The organism is Mesorhizobium onobrychidis (assembly GCF_024707545.1).
Classification (GTDB): Bacteria; Pseudomonadota; Alphaproteobacteria; order Rhizobiales; family Rhizobiaceae; genus Mesorhizobium; species Mesorhizobium onobrychidis.
In genome coordinates this window covers 5,615,058-5,637,589 of sequence record NZ_CP062229.1, presented here as the reverse complement: position 1 = coordinate 5,637,589, position 22,532 = coordinate 5,615,058, and the positions used below count along the sequence as shown (strand labels likewise).

The 22,532-nt window shown below is 57.4% G+C and carries 18 protein-coding genes and 1 pseudogene; 10 read left to right on the top strand and 9 right to left on the bottom strand.

The window, feature by feature from the left end:
• Nucleotides 1-341: 341 nt before the first annotated feature.
• The gene (locus tag IHQ72_RS27920; RefSeq protein ID WP_258118613.1) at nucleotides 342-1,043 is read right to left on the bottom strand and encodes a class I SAM-dependent methyltransferase; all 702 of its coding nucleotides are present in this window, start codon (nucleotides 1,041-1,043) and stop codon (nucleotides 342-344) included.
• A 105-nt stretch (nucleotides 1,044-1,148) separates the two neighbouring features.
• Complete coding sequence (locus tag IHQ72_RS27915; protein WP_258118608.1) at nucleotides 1,149-3,209, bottom strand: hypothetical protein; 2,061 nt, start codon at nucleotides 3,207-3,209, stop codon at nucleotides 1,149-1,151.
• 661 nt (nucleotides 3,210-3,870) lie between these two features.
• Between IHQ72_RS27915 and IHQ72_RS27910 the strand changes: the two genes are divergently transcribed.
• The 3 genes and pseudogenes from IHQ72_RS27910 to IHQ72_RS27900 form a co-directional block, all read left to right on the top strand.
• Nucleotides 3,871-4,713, top strand: a complete 843-nt coding sequence (locus tag IHQ72_RS27910) for a sulfotransferase (protein WP_258118607.1) — start codon at nucleotides 3,871-3,873, stop codon at nucleotides 4,711-4,713.
• A 105-nt stretch (nucleotides 4,714-4,818) separates the two neighbouring features.
• Nucleotides 4,819-5,505: a class I SAM-dependent methyltransferase gene (locus IHQ72_RS27905; protein ID WP_258118605.1), complete on the top strand. Its 687-nt coding sequence runs from the start codon at nucleotides 4,819-4,821 to the stop codon at nucleotides 5,503-5,505.
• 405 nt (nucleotides 5,506-5,910) lie between these two features.
• Nucleotides 5,911-6,010, top strand: a pseudogene (locus tag IHQ72_RS27900) (IS66 family transposase zinc-finger binding domain-containing protein); the annotation flags it as partial.
• A gap of 441 nt (nucleotides 6,011-6,451) precedes the next feature.
• Here the strand turns inward: IHQ72_RS27900 and IHQ72_RS27895 are convergent.
• Together IHQ72_RS27895 and IHQ72_RS27890 are read right to left on the bottom strand one after the other, a co-directional pair.
• Entirely contained in the window at nucleotides 6,452-7,474 is a 1,023-nt protein-coding gene (locus IHQ72_RS27895) for a polysaccharide pyruvyl transferase family protein (RefSeq protein WP_258118604.1), read from the bottom strand.
• Nucleotides 7,475-7,728: 254 nt separating this feature from the next.
• Complete coding sequence (locus IHQ72_RS27890; RefSeq protein WP_258118602.1) at nucleotides 7,729-9,315, bottom strand: lipopolysaccharide biosynthesis protein; 1,587 nt, start codon at nucleotides 9,313-9,315, stop codon at nucleotides 7,729-7,731.
• Between the two features lie 25 nt (nucleotides 9,316-9,340).
• Between IHQ72_RS27890 and IHQ72_RS27885 the strand changes: the two genes are divergently transcribed.
• The gene (locus IHQ72_RS27885; RefSeq protein ID WP_258118601.1) at nucleotides 9,341-9,481 is read left to right on the top strand and encodes a hypothetical protein; all 141 of its coding nucleotides are present in this window, start codon (nucleotides 9,341-9,343) and stop codon (nucleotides 9,479-9,481) included.
• A gap of 84 nt (nucleotides 9,482-9,565) precedes the next feature.
• Here the strand turns inward: IHQ72_RS27885 and IHQ72_RS27880 are convergent, their stop codons facing one another.
• The 4 genes from IHQ72_RS27880 to IHQ72_RS37210 all read right to left on the bottom strand — a co-directional run bounded on the left by IHQ72_RS27880 (nucleotide 9,566) and on the right by IHQ72_RS37210 (nucleotide 13,314).
• Nucleotides 9,566-10,816, bottom strand: coding sequence for a glycosyltransferase (locus tag IHQ72_RS27880; RefSeq protein WP_258118600.1), 1,251 nt, complete (start codon nucleotides 10,814-10,816; stop codon nucleotides 9,566-9,568).
• Nucleotides 10,813-11,034: a hypothetical protein gene (locus tag IHQ72_RS27875; RefSeq protein WP_258118599.1), complete on the bottom strand. Its 222-nt coding sequence runs from the start codon at nucleotides 11,032-11,034 to the stop codon at nucleotides 10,813-10,815. The genes IHQ72_RS27880 and IHQ72_RS27875 overlap by 4 nt, the downstream gene beginning before the upstream one ends.
• Nucleotides 11,035-11,047: 13 nt before the next feature.
• Nucleotides 11,048-12,298 (bottom strand): glycosyltransferase, encoded by a 1,251-nt coding sequence (locus IHQ72_RS27870; RefSeq protein WP_258118598.1) that lies wholly within the window; start codon nucleotides 12,296-12,298, stop codon nucleotides 11,048-11,050.
• A 695-nt stretch (nucleotides 12,299-12,993) separates the two neighbouring features.
• Complete coding sequence (locus IHQ72_RS37210) at nucleotides 12,994-13,314, bottom strand: hypothetical protein (protein WP_374120414.1); 321 nt, start codon at nucleotides 13,312-13,314, stop codon at nucleotides 12,994-12,996.
• Between the two features lie 794 nt (nucleotides 13,315-14,108).
• On the opposite strand from IHQ72_RS37210, the gene IHQ72_RS27865 reads away from it, so the two are divergent.
• Nucleotides 14,109-14,384, top strand: a complete 276-nt coding sequence (locus tag IHQ72_RS27865; protein ID WP_258118597.1) for a hypothetical protein — start codon at nucleotides 14,109-14,111, stop codon at nucleotides 14,382-14,384.
• 271 nt (nucleotides 14,385-14,655) lie between these two features.
• Here IHQ72_RS27865 and IHQ72_RS27860 read toward each other — a convergent pair whose 3' ends face one another.
• Nucleotides 14,656-14,952 carry a glycosyltransferase gene (locus IHQ72_RS27860; RefSeq protein WP_258118596.1) on the bottom strand — a complete coding sequence of 99 codons (297 nt, stop codon included), beginning with the start codon at nucleotides 14,950-14,952 and terminating at the stop codon, nucleotides 14,656-14,658.
• A gap of 382 nt (nucleotides 14,953-15,334) precedes the next feature.
• Here IHQ72_RS27860 and IHQ72_RS27855 point away from each other — a divergent pair, with 382 nt between their 5' ends.
• The 5 genes from IHQ72_RS27855 to IHQ72_RS27835 all read left to right on the top strand — a co-directional run bounded on the left by IHQ72_RS27855 (nucleotide 15,335) and on the right by IHQ72_RS27835 (nucleotide 22,282).
• Nucleotides 15,335-17,911, top strand: a complete 2,577-nt coding sequence (locus tag IHQ72_RS27855) for an SGNH/GDSL hydrolase family protein (protein ID WP_258118595.1) — start codon at nucleotides 15,335-15,337, stop codon at nucleotides 17,909-17,911.
• Nucleotides 17,908-18,168 carry an acyl carrier protein gene (locus IHQ72_RS27850; protein ID WP_258118594.1) on the top strand — a complete coding sequence of 87 codons (261 nt, stop codon included), beginning with the start codon at nucleotides 17,908-17,910 and terminating at the stop codon, nucleotides 18,166-18,168. The genes IHQ72_RS27855 and IHQ72_RS27850 overlap by 4 nt, the downstream gene beginning before the upstream one ends.
• 8 nt (nucleotides 18,169-18,176) lie before the next feature.
• Nucleotides 18,177-19,739 carry an amino acid adenylation domain-containing protein gene (locus IHQ72_RS27845; protein ID WP_258118593.1) on the top strand — a complete coding sequence of 521 codons (1,563 nt, stop codon included), beginning with the start codon at nucleotides 18,177-18,179 and terminating at the stop codon, nucleotides 19,737-19,739.
• Nucleotides 19,739-20,887, top strand: a complete 1,149-nt coding sequence (locus IHQ72_RS27840) for an acyl-CoA dehydrogenase family protein (RefSeq protein WP_258118592.1) — start codon at nucleotides 19,739-19,741, stop codon at nucleotides 20,885-20,887. Before IHQ72_RS27845 ends, IHQ72_RS27840 begins: the two co-directional genes overlap by 1 nt.
• Nucleotides 20,888-21,748: 861 nt before the next feature.
• Nucleotides 21,749-22,282, top strand: coding sequence for a glycosyltransferase family 4 protein (locus IHQ72_RS27835; RefSeq protein ID WP_258118591.1), 534 nt, complete (start codon nucleotides 21,749-21,751; stop codon nucleotides 22,280-22,282).
• Nucleotides 22,283-22,532 lie beyond the last annotated feature (250 nt).

Here is a 22,532-nt window from a genome sequence, read left to right as displayed (position 1 = left end):
TGTCCAGGCTTCTGGCTGGTTGAGCACAGAGACCGCGCGAACATGGCAGCGAATCTTATGCCCGGTATCCCGCGAACTGAGCTCATAGCTTGTGCCGGTTTCGTCCACGATCGGAACGCCGTCGCGATACCAGAGACACTCTATTGCGACGCAATCACGTTCGATACGACAGTCAGCTCTTGGACTGGTGAAGCCTCGCCCGAGAAGACCGGCAATGCGCTGAATTTCGGCGGGACATCAAGGGGGATGGGTCCGCGCAGGACTCAGTGCACTCCATTCAGTCCGCAGAACCCTTCGAGAAAAGCAAGGGACATATCCGTGGCGGTGGTTCCAATCTCACCTCAGATACGATCGCTCGTGCTCATCGCCCGGAAGCACATAAAAGCCTGAGAGTTTAGGGCCGGGCCCAAGCCCGGAAATGGAGAATATCCGATCGAGATCGGGGCGAAGCGGCAGGCGAGTCTCTGTCGAAGCACCCTGTAGTCAAACCCCTTGTGATCGAGATAGGCGCCGGACTTGCTCCGTGGGACCTGTTGCCAGAGAATTGCCGCACGGAATAGCTCCCAGGCGCTGTATCGCCATCGCGATTTGTTTATGAAAACGGCGTTGGGGTACTTGAGCAAGAGAATAGGCCCAATCATGATGGGCACGGAGATGATCAGAACTCCACCAGCCCGAAGAGAGCGCTCACAGAACGAGATGAACTCCTCTAATACGTGGTCGTCGACATGCTCGAGGGTTTCAAAGGCCAGCACCGCGTCTAGTACCTCACCAGGTATCTCTCCCAGGCTCCCTACCGGCGTGAACGATGGGGCTTTTGGCGTCACATAGGGATCATAGCCGTAAAGCGGTCCTGTCCAGCCCCCGCCGGCCAGCGTGTTAAGAAAGTCGCCATTGTTGGATCCGTAGTCGAGGATAGCGCTGCTTGGAGAGAGATGTTGCTTCACAAGTCGGATACCCCTTTCATGCCGGCTTCTCTGCGCAAACCGTGCGGCCGGGTTGGGGCTATTCACCGTCAAGCGATCATAGGCGGACGGACTCATATGTTTCTCCCGGGGCGAAAAGGAACTAAGAGGAGACCCTGCCGCCTGTCCTTTTTGCTCCGGCAGATGATGCCATATTCAAGCCGCGAAAGCTCATTTGCACGATTACCTCTCTACGACGTCCGCTTCGGCTGTCCAGGCTTCCGGCTGATCAAGCAAAGAGAGCGCACGCACTTGGCACCGGATCCTGTGCCCAGCATCCCTTGCATTGAGCTTGTATGTTGCAGCAGTTTCGCCGATGATGGGAACTCCGTCACGATACCAAAGGTACTCCAGATGCGACGCTGGCACATTCGGCTGTACGCTCAGCGTGCTTCCGATTGAGGCAGAGCCGGAAAGCTCTGGCAATCGCGCGAAGCCTGCAGGCACCTCCGCAAGGTCCGACTCCTTCTGGCGGACCCGAATATAGTCTATGGCCATGTCGTAAGTTTCGGATGGATCCGGCAAGACTCCGCCCCTGCCGGATCGAAAGCCCAAATCGACCATGATGTATTTTTGCGCGGCAAGCTCCGGAGTCGTCGGGCAACGTGCCACTTCATAGCCATCAATCACGAAGTATGTGTAATTATCTTCGATCTGGGCGTACCACGTATGAAACTCGCCGTCATATATGTCTATCGCGTTGGGGAAGCCGTTTGATTGGTCGATCGGGTAGCCGGCGATCTTCCTGCGCACGTCAGCGGCGGCGATTTGGGGATCGAGATAGGCAAGCGCCGGCTTATGCACATGCTGGCTGATATTGATCCACGTTCCGTCCTCCGCCCCATATTCCCAAAAGTCAGTTTCCAGACGATTCCGCGTCCGCCAAAACAGGTGCTCCTTGCCATAGGCCCAGAAGGCAGGAAAGAAGCCCGGGCGCGGCGCGGAAAGCTTGGGGAACTTGGCGCGGATCTCGAATATTCCTTTTCCCCACCGCCGACCTTGGCCGTTGTTGTTGACCGAAGAAAACGCTCCGGTCCTCCAAACCTTGTTGTGGACGAGACGGAGCGACAGCGTGTGGCTCTCGGCATCGTGAATGTATGAAGACGGCGTCCCGGAAATCCGCTGTGCCTTCGCATCCCCGCCGATATTGGTGAGGTGCGTCGGCGCGAACCAGCCGCTGCTCTGTGCGCCTGTCAGATCATCGACAATGGTGTTGGTCTCGAAATCGTCGAAGAACACCGTCGTATAGCCGCTGATATCGGGCGCCGCCTGACCGCGATGGGCTTGGTTCGTCCTTGTATCAACCGCCGCCCAACTTGCCCAAGCCTGCGAATCGAAGGCATAGCGCGCGGGATTGTCGCTGGCATCCACCGCCGAAGGCGGGCTCTTTCTATAGGGATGATCGTCGGGCAGGTCGGCTTGCCTGCCGGCGCGCCACATGGCCCAACCCACGAGCTTGTCGATCTGCGCATCATTGAGTTCGCTTTGCCCGATGATGACGCAATCGATCGCGACATCGGCCCTCATCGGATTGTTCACATCGCCCATGAAGCTCTGCGATTTCATCAGGTTGGGTTTCAATGCATGAATCGCCTGGCCGGCCGTCTTGACCCCATTCACCACAGCCTGCATCACGAATCCGCGGCGGTACCCGACCATGACATTCCAGTCGTCAAAATCGGTCGAGTACTGCCCTTCCTCGCTCTTGAGCTTGCCGTCATGGAGCCGCGAAACGAATGTGCCGGCCGAGGGCTTGAAACAGACCTGGGGCTGGCGATGCACCGGGCCACCCTCCGCGCCATTGACGCAAAGAACGGAAACGTTATCCGCACCGGTGTTGTTCACCGAATGGCACCGGGCGATCACGAGCCACCACCGGTGGAGATAGGGGGCATCCTTATCGACTGGCCAGGTCAACGCCTGTTTCGTGCCCTTCTTGAAGAGGACGCCGCCGTTATTCGGAAGCTTTGTTGGGCGCAGGGAGGGCTCGGCTTGCACCGCAGCCACCGGCTTCACGCCGCCGGATTGCCACGAGGAGATTTCGCCTTCGGCCAGATCCTCCTGAAACCAGGATTTCACAATCATTTCCGGGAACAGACCAGGACGCCAGGAGTGAGCTTTCGGCAGCGAGCCTTCCGCCGGGCCGGCGGCCCGAGCATCCCGTCCTGAGCGACCGGATGCCGTCAGCACAAGGGCGGCGCATGCGGCCCGTGCCAAATCCCGGCGAGAAATGCGGTTGGTCATTATCGTGTGCCTTACCTATCTCACATCGCGCCAATATCCGCTGGTTTCGAGCTAAGGCTGCACCACGACGCCCGTTACCGATTATTGCGCTTCTCCTCGCAAAAACAATTCGCCGCTTTAGTTTGGCTTTTCAATGACGCCCTGCGGCGCGCCGAAGGGCAACAGAATCATTCGAAACGGAGTGGTCTGCGAGCATCGAGATACTATAGAACGAGCCGTTATCGTCATTCGTTCGGTCGAGGGGCTCGAACATACGGGTCAACATGATCGCTGCCTCTCTCTCGACGTAAGATGGCCGCAGACAAGTTCTGGCAATTCTGCTACAAGGGGCTTAGCTTGCTCCGAAGGTCTATCCGCGCGCCGGAACCCACTTGGTCAGGTCGTCTCCCGCGAGTTCAATGTGATGAACTTCGCCCGTCCTAGTACCTCCTTTCAGAAATCGGATTTCCCATGCGTTTTCGTGTGGTACGAGTAGCGCTTGCAGTGCTGTCCGGCACGCGGCGATGAAGCGGGCGCGCTCCTGACGATGGTCGACAACCAAAACACGCGCGCTACGGGTACAGTGACACGAGCCTTTACGACGCGAGGGTTAGGAAATACTATCGCCCAATGCACTCAGACAGGTCAATAGCGCACCGAACCGCAATCCCTGGACCCCAGAATGGATCGAGCCATTGTCATAAATTCCTTCGGCCGCGGCGGGTCGAACATTCTGGCGAATATGATCGGCTCTTCGCCCGGCGTCCTCATGACCTTCGATGAGTTTTGGCAGTTCTACTACAACGGCGGCTGGAATCTTCCTCCAATGGTCTATCGGCGTCTGGGAGTCCGGGCGGGCAAGCTTGCCTCCAGGTCAGTGTTCTACGCGAAGCGATTTCAGAAGCGTCTGGAAAGAAGCGTCCAAGCGTCGATCGCCGCTGACTACCAGCTGCGGAAGGAAAGGGGGCTCGATCTCGCGCTCGCGCGCCACGTCCTCTTCAAGGTGACTGAGTACGACATCTTCCTGAACTCTGAAATCGAGAAGCAGTTCGAAGAGACGATCTTCGTCGGGCTGGTGAGGAACGGCTACGGCCTTTGCGATTCATGGAACCGCCGAGGGGTACCGGCCATGATGGCGGGACGAGTCTACAGTCAGGTTGCCGGCAAGATGCTTGCCGAACAGGCTGCCAGAGACAACTACCTGCTTGTCAGGTTCGAGGATATGGTTGCCGACCCTCTCCGCTTTCTGGATCGCCTGTACGGGCGCCTGGCGCTGCCGCGGCCGCGTGAGGACGCTTATATTCACAACCCGAAGGGTTATGGGCCCGGCCAGGAAGCCGCGGCGTCTGCCAGTCGCACCATGCGCTTAGTGGACAAAAGCTATTGGGCGTCACTCCTGGCCGAGAACATTAATGCTGCTGCGATCGAGCGACTGACGAGCGAGGACCTGAAGGACTTCAACAGGTACGGCTCCGGTGTCATGGAGACCCTGTACGAGGTTCGGTGGAGCGGCCCGGGCCCCTGAATTCGCAGAGGGTGGAGCAAACGACGAGGCGAACGGTGCTAACGATGCGGGCCTGTGGCGACAGGCCCTCGCACACTGTAACTAGCGGATGGGGAATGCTCGCCGATGCGTCCGAATGAAGCCAAGCACGTTCAGACGATCTTGGCTTCGCTTCCGAGCGAAGCAATGAATCCCTGCCTGAATATCGGCTCCTCGACCGCCCACTTCCGGACGGTGGAACAGCCCCACGTCGACCTACTCGTGTTTCGGCCGCTTCGCGAGCGCGGGGTACGTATCCTCAATATCGATATGAAGGAAGAGGAGGGAGTGGACTTGGTTGGAGATGTACTGGATCTGGCCTTCCAGGAGCAACTGAGGGCGCTCCATCCCAGGCTCGTCATGTGCTGCAACCTGCTCGAGCATCTGGTTGATCCGGGCGCATTTGCCGATGCCTGCGCCAGTATCGTGGAGCCTGAGGGTCTCCTGCTGGTCACCGGCCCGTACAGCTACCCCTATCACCTCGACCCCATCGATACGCTCTACCGGCCAGCCCCCGACGAAATCCGTCGCCTCTTTCCTGATTTCACCTGCCTGCAAGAGGCCGTCGTTTCGGACAGCACCTATCTGGACGATCTTCTGAGCCAGCATACATTACCGGAGCTGATCCGGCTGCTTACCCGGCATGTTCTAAGTTTTCCGTATCTCCTTCTTGCTGACTTTGAGCGTTTCAAGGCTCGCTATCATAGATACTTCTGGCTCTTTCGACCCTATTCGTCGACCGTGGTCTTACTGCGTCGCCCCGCTTACGGTTGATTAGTAGATGATTGGTATCACCACGTAGAAGACCCCTTCAATCTTAGAGGACGAAGATCGATGTTGAATATACAACGCGCTTGAATTCGGGATGACCACATCGGCAAAGTACTATAACAAGAAGAATGCCAACGGAAAAGCTTCTATCGCTCGCGCGACTCAGACCCGTGACAAACCAGAGCTGCAACTCGCCTACATTGCATTAAGATGAATATTGTTCTCATTACAGAAGCGACCTGCGCCCGACTGCGCGATGTCATCGGTAAAAAGTCTCCCGATCCCGCGAACGAGGCGATTCGGAAAGACTGGTGCTAGTCACTGCGTGACCGCCTCAAAGGTGTTTTCTAACTTGGTTTTTCCTGTCACACAGGATTGGAAACGACCGTGCGCAACGCCTTAAGTAGGCATGTGATCGGCGAGGAAACCTTGCAGGGGCTCGAGGTGATCCCGGCGCAGTACCGGGTGATGGTGACGCGCCGTCCCAAATATGCCCTGCCGAGCCTGCGAGCAGGTGGTGGTGGCATCTCAGAGTCACATCGAGAAGCTGAGAGGAAGATCTTTGTATTCGCACGGTGAGGGCGCCTTGTCATCGCCGAGCTGAGTTTAGAGAACGCAAAGTGAGCATGCTGGGCGGCTGGAGGTCGAGACTGGATGCCGTCGCCGTTGGTCGATTGGAGCGAAACTGCGGATTGTATCGGAGAGCCCGCATCGCGTCGCTGATCGAAACCTGGAAATTGGAAGGCGGCGATCCACGAGCCTGCCTCGCCGACGTACTCACCAAGTTCGTCAACCTCTGGCCACCTCGCGTCTCGACAATAAACTCGCGGGCTGACACCAGCTCCGATCCAACTTCAAGACGCCGGCGCCGAGGCAAAAGAGCGCTTACTCAGGTCTTCTCGCCGATCACCTGCATAGGTGCCCGACAACAGGTGGACACGCGCCCAACCTATGCAAGCGCAAACAACGGTGCGTACGCCACTTCTATCCTTCTCAGCTGTTGGGAAATTGCGTTTGCACCAGCCGATGAAATCGAAGATCGCTCCTCCGATAGGCACCGTGCTAGCTTGGCAAGGACCCGATCAGACCAACCAGCCTGCTGCAATCTTTCAGTTTCGAGCGGATAATCCAATTGGCGAAAGATCGCTGATAGTTTGAAGACCGACGGTTCGATGCTAACGACCGGGACACCCTCGCAAAGCGCCAAAATCGAAGCATGCAGGCGGCTGCTGATGACGGCATCGCATTTTCGGTATATGGACCGAAGCTGCTGATATCGAGGCTGGTAGTTGATGACCGTGGATTTATCGATCATCCGACTCAAGCGTCTGGCGAAAGCCAAATCGCGATGGATTGCATTCGACACAAGAACGATGGGACGCCCGACCTTATTCAGACCTTCTGCCAGACGCGCCCATTCATCCACGCCCTGCATAGCCCCCAAGCCATTAACTGCAAGCCCGATCGCCCCGCGGGGTATGGCGCTTGCAGCCTCCGGCACCGATATCTGTGAGGCCAGAAACACCATATCCGGTGCCTCATGAATAATCGAATTGCGCACGCCAAGATCTATCGCAACTTCAACCGATTTTGCGTCGCGCACGCTCAAATAGCACAGGTTCTTGTATACGTGAGCAATCAAGGCACCGAGAGCATTGTTCCCGATCTCGAGGCTGTGGTTGATTGCGACAGTCTTCTTTCCGCTTAACTGAGCGATTCGAAGCAACAGAAGCAACCGCATCACTTGATGAGGATCGCCGGTTGGACAAATTTCCCCTGCGGGATTCCAAACGACTAAATCAGAAGTACAACAAGCTGTCACAGCGGTTACAGGAACTGATCTCTCGATTAGTCCCATGCCGGCCAATTTCCTACGCAATGCCAGCTTATGCTTTACTCTTCGGAAGGGACCACGAAGCTCCTTTCCCGTCTCGTCAAGCTTGACCAAATTTAACTCAGCTTTCGCTGGCAAAGGCGCGTCCTCCCTGCGAAATCGCAATGTCAGCGCGTGAGCTAGTGCGTCAAACTCCTTGATCGAACCTCCACCGATGCCCCTCAGATCAAATTGTTCGAAAAAGCGTGGGTAACGATCAATAGCTCGAACATCCGCAGCAGGAAAACGGGATGTTACGTACCGTATGAACTCTGTAGAGAGTCCCTCATTGCCCGCATTTTGCGTATGAAGACGCGTTATAAGAAGAACACGAGGTCTCATATTAGTCCCGATCACATGTAATAACGAGCCAATTGGCGAAAAGCAAACCTTAGCGACGGCAGCGTTCGAACTCCTTCTACATCAAACCACACCAAAGTTTTCTCTGGCAAGAAGTAGAGTAGCGCGAGCACTGAGTTCACAACAGCAAGAGCGCCGATTGCGACAATGACAATGCTCGACTGCCCAACAAGCATAGCCTTTGTACCTACGCCGATGGCAACAACCACCAAGGCGAGAGACATTGGCATAACGTGAGTCCTTAGAATAGCACCGATACTCATTTCCATAACTCTGGAGACGAGTCGGACGGTGATCACAAAAGCAGCGCCGAAAGCCAGTAGCACCACCGTGCAAATGCTGGCGAGGCCATGATCGGAAGTCGTCAGGATGCCGAGTGCGAGTATAGCAACGACAGCGCAGTTATTCTTGATGATGCGATAGGGCTGCCCCAGCGCCTGAAGGACTGCGTAACTAACCCTGTTACCAAGCCGAAAATATAGGCTGCTCGCAAGAAGGGCAAAGGGCAAGACGGCCTCGTCCCATCGTGGACCAAGCATAATATCGACAAGCTCTTGCGCGAAAACGATAGAAAATGCACTGGTCGGGATGGTGGCCAGAGCCGTTAAAGATAGGCCCTTCAAGAATCCGCTGCGCAGGCGTTCTCGGTCATTCTGAAGCTGAGCCATGGCAGGAAATGCAACAATTCGGACGATGTCGTTGAAGAGATGCCCTGCATTCTCGCTGAGGAAAGCCGCGCGCGTGAAAAGACCGAGCGCCTCGGCGCCCATGAGCCGTGCGATAAGAAACTTGGGGGTATTGTTCACCAGGTATCCGAAGGGCCGCGTGAGCGAGAACCCAAGGCTCATCGGCCACAATTCGCGAAACGCTCGAGCTGAAAAGCCGGGCAGCACGAGAAGCTTGCGAGCAGCAACTCCGAAGGCAAGCGCACCAAAAGACACTTCTGCAATCTGCATGGCGACGAGCGACCAATAGCCGAATCCGGCGAACGCCATGGGAAGAGCAACGACGAAGACCGCTACGGAGAAGCTGAAGAGCGGGCGGAGAGAAACCGCCCTTATCCTCATATTGCGCACAAGGAGCGCCTCGCAGATCAAGTTGAAGGCACCCAGCGGAGTCGTGAATGCGAGCAGTTTCACGACATCGGTTAGAGCTTCGATACGCATCAATGCTGCGACAAACGGCGCTGCGAGCCACAAGGCGGCACCGATCACGCAAGATAGAGTAAGAGAGACACCGAGCGCAGTTGCTATGTGATCTCGCTCGACGACCTTGCGCTGGATGAGCGCCTGGGCCAGGCCCAAACCATAGAGCATCGCCGCAAGCTCCACGGCGATGAGTGCGCCGCCGACGACGCCGTAATCCCGCGGCGAAAGCAGCCGCGCCAATATCGCAACCGAAATGAATTTCAGTCCCAGGCGCACGATCGAGGTTACGCCGGACCAAGCAGCGCCCTTCAGCATGCGCTCTGTCAGTTTGCGCGGTTTAGTTGTCGAGTTGCTGTCCTCAGTGTTTACCATGCAAGATGCGCCGTTTGGGTCACCGGTAGCGTCTCCGCCATCGTTTGCTGATTCAGCCATGAACATAATCCTGTTGGCGTCATCGATGACCGCGCCATTCCAGCTTGATGAAGGTTGTCGCCAATACATCCTCCTTCCGTACGAAGAGCCTCTGCTTGACTGCATTTCTGCCGGGAGCCGCCTCGACCAGCTCGCCACCGGCAACATTCAAGCGACGCCGCACTAGGACGGAGTAAACCGCCCTTTCTGCTTTCCGTCCACTGGCCAAATATGAGCGTCTGTGCATTAGATCCTCGCCTGGCAAAAGCAGCTACCAGACGAATCTCCTCTTTGTACCGAGCATGTTGCTCTCAGACGTCACATGCTGCCGCATGAGAGTGGAGTATAGCTCCATTTGGAGCAGGGCGACGCTCTCCATGCTGAACCGCGCGGCGATTGTCTGTACTGCGTGCTGCGCCATCTCATAGCGCTCGGCTTCTGATAGGCCGAGCGCGCGACGAAGAACCCCGGAAAACTCGGCATGCGAGCGGGCCAGAAAACCGCTGCGCTCATGTTCCACAATGTCGGACGCACCGCTGACATCGGTGATGATTGGGACCACGCCGCAGCTCATGGCCTCGAGCAGGGCGTTTGACATGCCTTCCGACGCCGAGGTGGAAAGATAGAAATCAGCCTCCCACAGAAAGGGAAACACATCTTCGACCGCGCCGGCGAAAGTGACCCTGCTGGAAAGGCCCAACCGGGCCGCCTGCTCCTCGAGGGTGGCGCGGCACTGGCCATCGCCCAAGATGGTGAGTTGCGCCTTTGCGTCGGCGGGAAGTGCCGCGAACGCATCGATCATGTGCTCGAGGCATTTTTCCGGATCGAGACGGCCAAGGCAGATAAAGCGTTGACTGCCATCGGCGCTCGGCTCGCGGCGCGGCTTGCGGGACAGATCGATCCCATTCGGAATCATATGAATGCGATCCGCGCCGATGCCGTGTCTCTCCAGATCACCAGCGATTTGGCGGCTATTGGCGATGAAGGCCGTGACGTGACGTTTAATCAAGGCGGACGCCCAGCGACCGATGATTTTCTTTTCGCGCACAACGTCGAGATCGAAACACCGTCCGCCCCGGCCCAATTTTGCGAGAACCGGTTTGCGCAGGAGGGCTCCTGCCAATGCCGCCGGAACAGCGTGAAGTCGGGCATGGATGATATGTACGACATCGAATTCGTCGCGACGGCGCAGCATCCAGATCAAAACCTGGACACACCACGACAGGAACGACAGCATATGCCGCCCGCCCAAATACGGAGCCGCGCGCAAACGAAGGCGATGGACAGGCACCCCGTCGATGGCGGACCGTTTCGGGGTCGAGTGCGACAGTCTGGGTGCCAAAATGGTTGCGGAAACGCCGCTTTCAACCAGCGCCCGAGCAAATCGCCGCGCCTGTTGTTCGCCGCCGCCATATGACTCAGGAAAATAGGTTGGGAGCACGAGCAGAACACGTATGCCGGGAAGAGCTTCGGCTCGCGGGGTCTTCATCGGATAAGCGGAGGCAACTTCTGCTGCAATCATATCAATCCGCCGGATAGCGTTCCTGGAGCCAAGGCGGCCACCAAGATTACAACCCCGTCCCATGTGCAAAAAAGAAGATGCCTCTTTGGCATCTCACTGCCTTTCAGCGCATCGATCCCCTTGTCGTCCAGATCGACGCACTCCACCTCATCCCCGAAATCGGCAAAGTTTGCACCGCTAACCAATCCGGCAAGCTGCCCGATCACCGTCAAACGCATAGGCTGCACCCGTTCATCGCGGAAGCGCCCATTTTCGGACAGGAGGTGTTGTTGATACTCCCGTGCTTGCCCGATGCTGGTCAAGAGCCTCGCGGTAAATGGCATCGGTCCGCTTGCCCATCAGCTTGACGTCCCAGTTCGAAAGATCCGTCGCCGCGGCGGCACCTTGGGCGAGGCAGGCCAGTCTTCCACGATCCTCCAGGAGGGCGGCAATGGCGTCGGCCATCGCTGCCAAATCATCCGCGGGTGTAATCACACCGTTGATACCAGGGCGGAGCACTTCGCGAAGACCTGGCAGATCGCAAGCGACGCAGGGCTTGCCACCGGCGAGATATTGCATGACCACGCGGGGCAATCCCTCCCGCATGGAACAGAGCAGGCAGAGATCCGCGAGCGCGATCAGCCGCTCGGGGTCGTCCCGATAACCGGTAAAGACCACTTGTCGCTCGAGCCCAAGCTGCTTGGCCCGCGATTCCACGGTCGAGCGAAGCGGCCCGTCGCCCGCGAGCACAAGCACCGCGTCGGGTAACCGGACGGCGACTTTGTTGAAAGCGTCCAGAAATTCCGTGTGTCGCTTGCGTGGCTCGAAAGCCGCGATCATCAAGAGCACGGACGGGCGCGGCGCGTCCGGGGTCAAGCGCAACAAATCGCGCCAACCGTCGGGCGGACCGGCGTTGCGAAAACGATCGAGATCGAATCCGGAATGGACGACATAATGTTTGTCTGGATGTCCCACTCCCGCGCTCAAGCATAAGTCGCGGATGCCCTCGCTCACACTGATGAACGCACTGGTGACTGGCGCTGCCAGCTTTTCCAAGGCGAGATAAGTAAACCGCTCGGCGACGCCGACATTGACAAAAGGCACGATATGCACGCCATGAACGATCGCTGGAACTCCCGCCGCCCATGCGGCGAGCCGCCCGAGAATGCCTGCCTTGCTGGTGTGCGTATGCACGATGTCGGCATTCAAGGCGCGGAATCTCCGGGTGAGCGCCAGCAATGCCCGCATGTCGGAGACAGGCGAAATGGACCGAGTCAGGCCCGGGACGCCAATGAGTTCCACCCGCGGGTCCACTTTAGCTATGATTTCCGGCAGGACCGTCTCGCCATGTAGCAGGGCAACATCATGCCCCCCTTGCGCGGCCCAATTGCAGGAATGGACAGTATTCTCATCAGCACCGCCATTGATGAGACGGGTGATGACATGAGCGATACGCAGTCGACGCCCCACGTCAATCTTGCCTTCCGCATCCTGTACTTTCATATCGCCGCACCGATCGCGCTGAATTTATCCGTTGGGTGCGTTCCCACGCCCAGCCGCGCTTTTGGTCCATGTGTCCCGATATCGGTGCTACTGCATTGGAGTGACATGCCACGCCCCCGGTGGGTGCATGCCGTATGGAGATGAACCCCGAATCCTAAGTGTGCCCTTCCTTCTTGGGCCATGGCACTTGCAGTCCGTAAGGAGGGTTATTCCAACGGCTTCCAGTGATCAGATCTAACTTGTTGGATGTAAACGTCTCAGAGAACTGCCGCTGTTACCCCGGGCACAGCGGAGTGATTATTTTGTGGTATATCTTGTACCAATACTTCTGCCTCACCGCGTTTGCGCGAAATCGGATCGGAACCGGACCCGTTCAAAAAAGTATTGGAGGCAATGCTTTAAGGGCAGACCCGCAGCTTGCGGATTTTTCGCGTGCTCCACGTTACTTATTGTCGATGTGCGGCGGCAGCTGGTTGAGGCGCGCGAGCGGGCAGTCGATCAAGACATTGTCCCTTCCCCGAGAAGCCAGCTTGGTTCGATCGCTCTGCAAGTGCCAGCGGAGACTTACTCCTCGGTTACAAACGAGACCACCTCATCAATCGGCCTGCGCGGCGACCTGGCAAATCTGATGGCAGTACCTGCCATAGGGCTAAGGGCGACGCATGCAATCAATCTCTCGCCTGCTCGAATTCGACCTACGTCACGAATTTCCCGTTCAACTCGACCATCGACCGCAAGATTGAGTGGGCAAGCCACGAGCCGAAGTGCCTCCGCGGCCAACAGGAATGCATTAGGAACAGTGCACCATCGACATAAATCTGGTTTCGTTGATTGCTTCCTCGCCAGGCCCTTGTGTCTGACGTGACAATGGCCAGGTTTGATATGGACTGTGAAAAGCCTCGCGCCCCGCCCTGCAGGGCGAGTATCTGATCGATTTGATGACGGCCCTGGTAGAGGTATACTCTTGTCGCCTGCATGTTGCATTGGGATGGCGCACCCTGCGCTAAGCGTACCAACTCCAGCAATGTGGTGCGATCTATTAATTGCTCGTCAAAGTATCTAACCGAGCGACGACACTGAAGTCCTTCCAGGAGTGTGAGGGCCTGGCCCCCCAACTGGCAGAACGGCGCTTTGAACCCCGCCGGTCAAGCGACTCCATCAGGTGCGCCGACAGCCATTTCAAGCGGAAACGCCCCTAGCGAGGTGTCGTAGGAGGACACCTCATTCATAAGGCGCTTGATATTCATAAGGCGCTTGATTTTTCCCTGGCCAAAACCGGGCCTCCTGTCCTTTAGAGAAAGGCCCTTCTAAATCGAGTGAGCGTCCACGATTATTCGGTAATATAGCCGCTCTTTATTCGGAGCCAGCAGCGAATCACCGTTGTAACGTAGGTAATTTCTAACGTCATATACGTAGGGAGATCATTACATTCGCTTAAGTAGACAGGAGAATTCGCAGCTTTCGAGGCATTTTCTAACATCTTTAGTTGTTATTTTACTTGGCTACAGGCAAGGCCATGTCCAGAAACGTACGGCCAATCTCAGCTAGTTCCGGAACCGGTTGTCTATCTTCATGTAGTCATGAATAAGTTTTCCGAGGTCTTCGCACATGTCCAGCAAATGGTCCCTGGCACCCTTGCGGTGAATAGACACGTACTGACAGGGAATGCCCATCAGCGTCATCAAAGCTGCATTCTTAGTGGGGAAGCCGATGGCAGGTCGCCGGCTGTCCAGTCAAATTAACGGGCACCGGTTCCGCAGAGCAAATAGTGCCCCATGCATGCGCTCTGACAAGCAGTAGGAGAATTGTGATGCCAGATGTCCGCTCGTCCCGCACGCCGATCGCGACAAATTCGTTCAGGCATTTGGCCATTAAGTATCGATTGCGGCGCGGCATTTCGGTCCATTTGGTGCTGCTGCCGGTGCTCGCCGCATATGCTACCTTGGAGCATGCCACTTCTGGCCAGTGGGTTGGTCTGAAGCTTGATCAGCCCACCAAGACGGGAGACCTAGTCGATCTTCCAAAGCTCATCGCTACCCACCACAACCGCATCATAGCGGTCGCTTGCGTAGCGAAACGTTGGTGACCTATCCTCCGAGTAGAACCTCTTGGGGCTGAGCAGCAGTCCATCGGCGAAGGCGGCAAGCGTTCGCTGGCGCGCGTTTGTCGCCGGCCCATAGCCAGCGGAGATCGTGGACCACCGCTATCCAGACGAAATGCAGCGTTGGAGGGCGAGGCTCTGAAGCTGCGCCCCCTCGTTGTAACCGGTGTGCAAAGTTAGTGTGCCAATCAACATTTAGCAGATCCGTTGCTATCAACGGCGGCTATACGGCCAAGTTGTTCCGTCAAGTCAAGTATCACACCAGCACGTAGGCAACAATTGCCTCCCCGGCCGACATGTATTTAACGATCTTCAAGGAAGAGAGGCTGTTTGCAGGAGCGTTTGACATACCTTCCGACACCGAGGTCGAAAGATAGAATTCAGCCTCCCACAGGAATGGAAAGACATTTTCGACCGCGCCAGCGAAAGTGACCCTGCTGGAAAGGCCCGACCGGGCTGCCTGTTCCTCGAGAGTGGCGCGGCATTGGCCATCGCCCAGGATGGTGAGTTGCGCCTTTGCCTCGGCGGGAAGTGCCGCGAACTCGTCGACCATCTGCTCGAGCGTTCCGGATTAAGATGGCCAACGCAAATAGAGCGTCGGCTGCCATCGGCGTTCGGCTCGCGGCGCGGATCGATCCCATTCGGAATCGGCTTCCAAGCGGTCAGATTTAGCTTGTTGGATTTAAGCGTCTTAGAGACGGGTCGCTGTTACCCCGGGCACAGCGGAGCGATTTTTCTCTGATACACTTATGTACTTCTGCGTTTGCGCGGAACCGGACTCGTTCAAAGAAGTCAAGGCAACGCTCTAAGGACCGGGCGCTTTACCCGTCAGGGATGGGAGCCATGGGAGGGGGACCAGCAGCTTGCGGATCTTTCGCGTGCCCCAAAGCTACTTCTTGTCGATGTCCGCTGGCAGCTGGTTGAGGCGCGCGAGCGTGCATTCGATCAAGACATTGTCTCTTCCCTGGTCGGCGGATCCTACGGGGACTGAGTCGAGAAGCATCCTGGCTTGGTTCGCCATAGCCGGCGAGATGGCCCTCTTCATCGCGCTGGTCTATCTCCTCAGGCTCGAGACTACTGCGCTTGTCCGCGTCCTGCTCGTTGCCCTCGCCGGCTGGTGCGTGCACTACTTCCTGCCACAGCGTTACCGGCTGCCGTTTTTCGTGCTGCTCTCGTTCGCGGCTATCGCCGCAGTTTTCGCGAACCTTGGGCCCAACTGGCACCACTGGAGATTTGAGGGCCTCATCGATGCCGCCTGGATCGTCGCCATTGGGCTCGTACTGATCGGAATTGTCCACCTACCGATCGCTTTTGGATGGAGAGTGCTGGCGCTGGTTGGCGCCGGCTGCGGGCTCGCCGCCGCACGAATGGACTGGATTGCGATCCCGTGGACGCGCGCCGTCTGGCCCGTGCTCGCTTCAATGTTCATGTTCCGTCTCATTGTCTATGCGTACGAAATGCGGCGTGACCAGAGGATGGCGACGGTTTCGGAACGTCTCGCGTATTTTTTCATGTTGCCGAACGTGTGCTTCCCGCTCTTTCCGGTCGTAGATTTTAGAACTTTCCGTAGCAGCTACTACAATGCTGACCGGCATTATATCTATCAAACAGGTGTTCAGTGGATGTTTCGCGGCGCTATCCATTTAATATGCTACCGTATCGTGTACCAGCGGTTTGTGATCGATGCTGCGGACGTAAAGAATCAGATTGAACTTTTGCAATTTATCATATGGCCATTTTTACTTTATCTGAAGGTTTCAGGAACTTTTCACATAATCACCGGGATTTTGCATTTATTTGGATTCAATCTTCCAGAAACCCACAATCTGTACTTTCTTTCCTCAAGTTTCACAGATTTCTGGCGTAGAATAAATATATACTGGAAGGACTTCATAATGAAAATTGTATACTATCCAATGTATTTTCGTTTTCGACGCTGGGGAGAGAGCGTAGCGCTGGTGAGCGCGACCCTCCTGGCGTTCCTCGCGACTTGGCTGCTGCACAATTATCAGTGGTTCTGGTTACGTGGCACCTGGGTATTCACCTGGAACGACTTCCTCTTCTGGATGATCCTGGCCGTGCTTGTGACGATCAACGCCCACTATGAAATGCGGCACGGTCGCACGCGGCGCCTGCGTGGCGGGGCACTCAGCTGGAACGGTGCGCTGCAAACTGTTGGCCGGACCATCGGCGTGTTCGTCGTCATCTCGCTCCTTTGGTCGTTTTGGAGCGCGAGCTCGGTCCCGCAATGGTTCTCGGTCTTCGAAACCGTGGGTGTGGAAGGCCCTGGCAAAACAACGCCCGCCCTCGTGCTGCTCACGGTAGCAGCTATCATTGGCATTCCTGCCCTTGCGCTCGCGCGGGGCGCCGCCGACCGCCAATACAGTTTTCGGCGGTCGGTTGCGTCGGTCGGTGTCTGCGGGTTGATCGCGGTTTGCATCTCGCTCCCCGGGTTTCGCGATCGCCTCGGCGAGACTGTGAGTACCGCAATGGCCGACATTAGAGCGCCGAACCTCAATAGCCGCGACAACGAGAACCTGGAGCGCGGCTACTACGAGAACCTCGTCAATGTCAGCGCTTTTAACCCAGAACTGTGGATTGTCTACGGCCAACGACGAGACGAGGGATGGGTCAATTTACACAAGACGCCGCTGATTGAGTTTACGGGTGCGCTTCCCACGATCTATCTGCGTCCACTCTCCCAAGCAGACTATAAGGGAAATCGGGTCCATATCAACCGCTGGGGCATGCGAGATCAGGACTACGAGAAGATTCCTTATCCCGGCACCCTACGAATTGCAATCGTCGGCTCTTCGCACGTCTTCGGCGAGGGCGTCGCGGATGAAGAGATTTTCGAGGGCCTGTTGGAGCGGCGGCTGAATGAACAGGCGGCCGACAGCGGGTACCGAGATTACGAGGTGCTGAACTTCGCCGTCGGGGGCTATGTTCCTCTGGACGTTCTGGCCATCACCGAGGATCGGGTGCTCGCATTCAAACCACAGTACATTTTTTACTTCGAGCACACCGCGCTTATTCCACGAATGCTAAAGCGTCTCGCGACAGCAATCCAGAATGGCTCCGCATATCGCTACGACTTCGTGAGCGACATTGTACGCGAGAGCGGGATCGATCCCAGCGCCGACCGCGAGGTGCTTCAAAGAAAGCTCACGCCCTACGGAGAGAGACTTCTGCGTGCAATCTATTCTCGAATCGTGGAAGCTGCGAAGCGAGAAGGTGTCGGGGTCTTTTGGATCTATCTACCCAGACCAGACGAGAGGACCAGTCCCGAGCTGGAGAGGCGCCTCGCTGCCGAGGCTGGATTCAACGTTCTCGATCTTTCCAACGTGTATGACGGGCACGACTGGCGGACCCTTCTTGTAGCACCTTGGGACGATCACCCAAACGCCGCCGGCCATCGGCTCATCGCCGACAAGCTTTACGAGGTGCTGCAGCAACACAGGGATCTAATTCCCCTGAACCTTGCGGTTGCTCCGCACAAGGAGGAACAATGAACGCAATCCAGATCAGGACGATGGCCAGGGATTTCATATTGAAGGAATTCCTGCCTGGTGAAATGCCGGAGAATCTGACGGATTCAACGGAGCTGATAACTGGCGGCATTCTCGACTCGCTGGCGACGCTTAAGCTCGTTGCCTACCTGGAAAAGTCCTGCGGCATCGAAATCGCCCCCGACGAACTCGTGCCGGAGAACCTGAACTCCATCGCCCATATTGCCAATTTCGTGCAATCGAAGCAGGCGTGCACGTAGAGCCCGTCATGCCGGTCGCTATCTTGCACGAGTACCTGGAACAGAGCGCGAGGCGGTATCCCCAGACGTGCGCCGCCGTCGAGGCGAGCTCTGGGCGGCAGATCACCTACGGCGAGCTCGACGCGCTGTCGGACCAAGTCCGCGACCATCTGCGTCGGATCGGCGTCCGGCCGGCGGACCGCGTCGGCATTTGCCTTCCAAAATCGATCGCCTCGCTCGCTGTTCTGTTCGGCATCTTGAAGGTGGGCGCGGCCTATGTGCCCGTCGACTCTCTGGCACCGCCTGCGCGTAACGCGTTCATATTTACCGACTGCGGCGTGCGCGCGATTTTCGTGGAGGCTTCCCGAGCCGAAACTTTGCGCTGTGAGTTGGCGCGCTTGGCGGCGGAACCTTGTCTCTTACCGCTCGACTGGTCCGACGGTCCCTCGCCGCTCGCGACGTACCTGGCTCGCGTAGAGGCCGGCGGCTTGGCGGTGGAGGACGAATCGGCGCGGCCGGGGCCGGACAACCTCGCTTACGTGCTTTACACTTCGGGCTCGACCGGCCAGCCGAAGGGCGTGATGCTGACGCATCGTAATGGCTCGAGCTACGTGGATTGGTGCTCCGAGATCCTCGCCCCTGACGAGAATGACCGCTTCTCCTCCCATGCGCCTTTCCACTTCGACCTGTCTATCCTCGACATCTTCGTACCGCTGAAGCACGGCGCGACCGTATTCCTCATCGGTGAGGATCTCGGCAAGAATCCGACCCGGATGGCGTCGGTTATCGCCGAGCGGCGGTTGACCGTCTGGTATTCCACGCCCTCCGTACTCACGCTTCTGGTCGAGCACGGCGGCCTTGATGCTCGCGACGACCACGCTCTTCGGTTCATTCTATTTGCCGGCGAAGTTTTTCCGGTCAAGCATCTGCGCAGGCTGAAGGCTGTGGTCCCACGCGCACGTTACCTGAATCTTTATGGCCCAACCGAAACCAACGTCTGTACCTACTACGAAATCCCGCAGACGATCGCCGAAGACCGCACGGCGCCGTTTCCGATCGGGCGCGCCTGCTCGCATGTTAAGGCACGCGTGATCGATGCGAATGGCCGCAACGTGCCGCGAGGCCAGGAAGGCGAGCTCGCAATCAGCGGTGCTCCCGTGATGCTGGGCTATTGGAACATGCCTGAGCGAACAAGCGCCGCTTTTCACGTCGATTCAAGCGGTCGCTGGTACCGTACCGGCGATGTAGTGATCGAAGGCGATGGCGGAGTCTACACCTTCCGCGGTCGACGCGACAGGATGGTGAAGAGGCGGGGATATCGGATCGAACTCGGCGAGATCGAGACGGCGCTCTATCGCCATCCAGCGATCTCCGAGGTGGCGGCGATCGCTCGCTCGGAGGAGTCGGGCGTCTCCATTAAGGTGTTCTATGCCTCGCGCGACGGCCATGCGCTGTCGCTCATCGAACTGAAGCGGTTCTGCGCCTACAACTTGCCGGCCTACATGGCCCCGGACTGGTTCTCGCATCAGAAGTTACTTCCGAAGACATCGACAGATAAAATCGACTACCAGCATCTGATGAGGATGGAGTAGTGGATTTCGCGCTGAACGAGGAGCAGCGTATCCTGCGCGGCCAGATCCTTCGCTTCGCGCAAGATAAGCTCAATAAAGATATCAGGCAGCGCGACCGAGACCAAGTATTCCAGCGCGAGTTGTGGGGGGCTTGTGCGCAGATGGGCCTGACCGGCCTGCCAGTCCCCCAGGCCTACGGGGGACCCGGTCTCGATTCCCTGTCCACGGCCATTGCAATCGAGGCGCTTGGCTACGGCTGCGAGGATTCCGGCTTGGTCTTCTCGATCTGCGCCCACCTTCTGGCCTGCGTGGTGCCGATTTGGAAGTTCGGCACTGACGAGCAGAAGAATCGATATCTTCCGGGGCTCTGTGATGGCACTTTGATCGCAGCCAATGCGATGAGCGAACCGGGGTCGGGCTCCGATGCATTTGCGATGCAAACCCGGGCGGAGCCTCATGGCGACGGCTTTCTAATCAACGGCACGAAGACCTTCGTGAGCAACGGGCCGGTGGCAGATGTTGCCGTCGTCTTTGCAGTCACTGACCGCGCCAAGGGGTATTTCGGCGGCATCACGAGCTTCCTCGTGGACCGCGCGCTGCCCGGCTATCGGGTCGCGCAAGAGTTCGAAAAAATGGGACTGCGGACGTCTCCGATCGGGGAGCTTGTCTTCGAGGACGTATTTGTTTCGAAGGACGCTGTTCTCGGTGGAGTGGGCGGCGGCTCCAGGCTGTTCGTTCATAGCATGGACTGGGAGCGGGCGTGCCTATTCGCCAGTCATGTAGGCACCATGGAGCGGCTTCTGGAAAAGGCAGTGGCCTATACGCGCACCAGACGTCAGTCCGGCCAGGCCATCTCCAAGCACCAGGCGGTCGCCCATAAGATTGCCGACATGAAGATGCAGGTGGAGGCGGCCCGACTGCTCGTCTACAAGGCGGCGTGGGGCCTTGAGCGCTCCGAGTCCATATCCCTCGACGCCGCCGTTTCGAAGCTCTTTGTGAGCGAATCGCTAGTTCGCACCACGCTCGATGTCGTCCAGGTCTTCGGCGGCTATGGTTTCTTGAGCGAATTCGACGTCGAACGTGCCGTGCGTGATGCCATCGGCAGCAAACTCTATTCCGGAACTTCGGAGATACAGCGCAACATTATTGCTGGCTGGCTGGGGCTTTGATGACGGCTGTGGTCAGAACCTATCCGTGAAGGGCGGCGTGTGCTGTCGCTGGGCCTGCCCTCAGTTCGCGAAAAGGGCGACGCTCGATTTTGGTAAGGCAACCGGAGAGTGGTACTATCGCAACCCATGGAGCCACCGGGGCGGAGGGCGCTTTTGTCGTTCGACTTGGGTGCGTCCTGCCCAGCCCGTGGTCTCCGAACTTGCGGCTCAGAGACGAAGAACTAGACCAGCGGCGACGCGTGAAAGATAGGCTTTGTGGATGCGGCTACTCTATATACATTCTGCGCACGTCCCGGCGCCGGCCGCCAATGCGGTACAAGTCGCAAAGATGTGCCATCATTTCGGGTTGCCGGAGCGGAGGTCCTACTAGCGCTTCCACGCGCCTCCATGAATACACGGGATCATTATGAAAAGATCGCGCGCGATACGGATTCGGTACCGAGTTCCCATTCCGCGTTCTCCCTGTACCCTTTTGGCCTGTGCCCGGCCGGGAGCTTTTTTTGCTGTGTTGGCGCTGCTTGCTGCGGTCTGGCTGCGGCCGCATGTCGTCTTTTACACGCTCGGCTACTGTAGCGCTTGTTTCTGCCGGACTTTTCGGGTTCACGACCGTTTTTGAGCTTCACGACCCGATTGGCAGTTTGAGCAGACGTCAGCGTCAGCGCCTTGCCAAAGTGATAGGCCTAGAGGCATTCCGTATGCTGGTCGTCACGTCGCAACGTCTGCGGGACGACGGCATCCGCCTCTTTCCTCAACATGCAGGAAAACTTCTCATCGCGCCCAATGGCGCCGAATGTCGAGCCATGCAGCCTCAGCGGCACGTTCAAGGTTGGTTATGTCGGACATCTGTATAAGGGAAAAGGCATGGAGATAATAAGCGCTATCGCGCCTCGATGCGGCTGGGCGACATTTCACATCGTCGGGGGAACACCAGGCGATATAGAGTATTGGACATCGAAGCTGGCCAAATGCCCGAACACAGTGTTTCACGGCTACGTTCCTCACGCCACGACATGTGCCTACTTGGCCGAAATGGACGTTGTACTCGCGCCCTATCTTAGAGATGTAGAGGGCGAGGGCGGCGGTCGAAATATCGCCGAGGGGATGTCGCCGCGCAAGCTCTTCGAATATATGGCGCATGGCAAACCCATAGTGTCCTCCGACCTGTCAGTTATCCGAGAAGTTTTGAGGGATAGCGTCAACAGCGTTCTGGTGTCGCCAGACAACCCGTCCGACTGGGTCAAAGCTCTTCAGCGCCTGCGCGAAAACAAGGCGCTTCGGGATCAGATTGGTCAGCAGGCGAAGGCAGACTTTCTGGCCAAGTACAGCCGCATCGCACGCGCAACCAACATTCTAAAGGAAATCAAGAGCCGGATGCCGTCGAGCGGAAGCTCATAGGACTGCACAATTTCTCTTGTTGAAGACGGCTGCGCCGCCAGCAAGCCTGCTTTCCGTTCGCCACAATGAGCCCGTGGTCCGTCCCGAACCGTTGAATGGCAAGATCCGACTGCCCCCCAGCTTTTTGCTGAGGTTCCGTCATGGTTGCTCCGACCATCTCCCCGCGTCGCGTTGATTCTCGCATTGAGCTAAATTTAGCCTGCGAGATGCGCCACTGTCCGCGACTGAACCGGCGCGAACCCGATTGTGA

Bases quoted from the DNA above. Each gene is read 5' to 3' on its own strand.
- IHQ72_RS27845 (WP_258118593.1), top strand. From the start codon at position 18,177: ATGCCGGTCGCTATCTTGCACGAGTACCTGGAACAGAGCGCGAGGCGG.
- IHQ72_RS27920 (WP_258118613.1), bottom strand. From the start codon at position 1,043: ATGAGTCCGTCCGCCTATGATCGCTTGACGGTGAATAGCCCCAACCCG.
- IHQ72_RS27905 (WP_258118605.1), top strand. From the start codon at position 4,819: ATGCGTCCGAATGAAGCCAAGCACGTTCAGACGATCTTGGCTTCGCTT.
- IHQ72_RS27885 (WP_258118601.1), top strand. From the start codon at position 9,341: ATGACCGCGCCATTCCAGCTTGATGAAGGTTGTCGCCAATACATCCTC.
- IHQ72_RS27870 (WP_258118598.1), bottom strand. From the start codon at position 12,298: ATGAAAGTACAGGATGCGGAAGGCAAGATTGACGTGGGGCGTCGACTG.
- IHQ72_RS27890 (WP_258118602.1), bottom strand. From the start codon at position 9,315: ATGGCTGAATCAGCAAACGATGGCGGAGACGCTACCGGTGACCCAAAC.
- IHQ72_RS27910 (WP_258118607.1), top strand. From the start codon at position 3,871: ATGGATCGAGCCATTGTCATAAATTCCTTCGGCCGCGGCGGGTCGAAC.
- IHQ72_RS27875 (WP_258118599.1), bottom strand. From the start codon at position 11,034: ATGCGTTTGACGGTGATCGGGCAGCTTGCCGGATTGGTTAGCGGTGCA.
- IHQ72_RS27835 (WP_258118591.1), top strand. From the start codon at position 21,749: ATGGAGATAATAAGCGCTATCGCGCCTCGATGCGGCTGGGCGACATTT.
- IHQ72_RS27880 (WP_258118600.1), bottom strand. From the start codon at position 10,816: ATGATTGCAGCAGAAGTTGCCTCCGCTTATCCGATGAAGACCCCGCGA.
- IHQ72_RS27850 (WP_258118594.1), top strand. From the start codon at position 17,908: ATGAACGCAATCCAGATCAGGACGATGGCCAGGGATTTCATATTGAAG.
- IHQ72_RS27860 (WP_258118596.1), bottom strand. From the start codon at position 14,952: ATGGTCGACGAGTTCGCGGCACTTCCCGCCGAGGCAAAGGCGCAACTC.
- IHQ72_RS27915 (WP_258118608.1), bottom strand. From the start codon at position 3,209: ATGACCAACCGCATTTCTCGCCGGGATTTGGCACGGGCCGCATGCGCC.
- IHQ72_RS27865 (WP_258118597.1), top strand. From the start codon at position 14,109: ATGCCAGATGTCCGCTCGTCCCGCACGCCGATCGCGACAAATTCGTTC.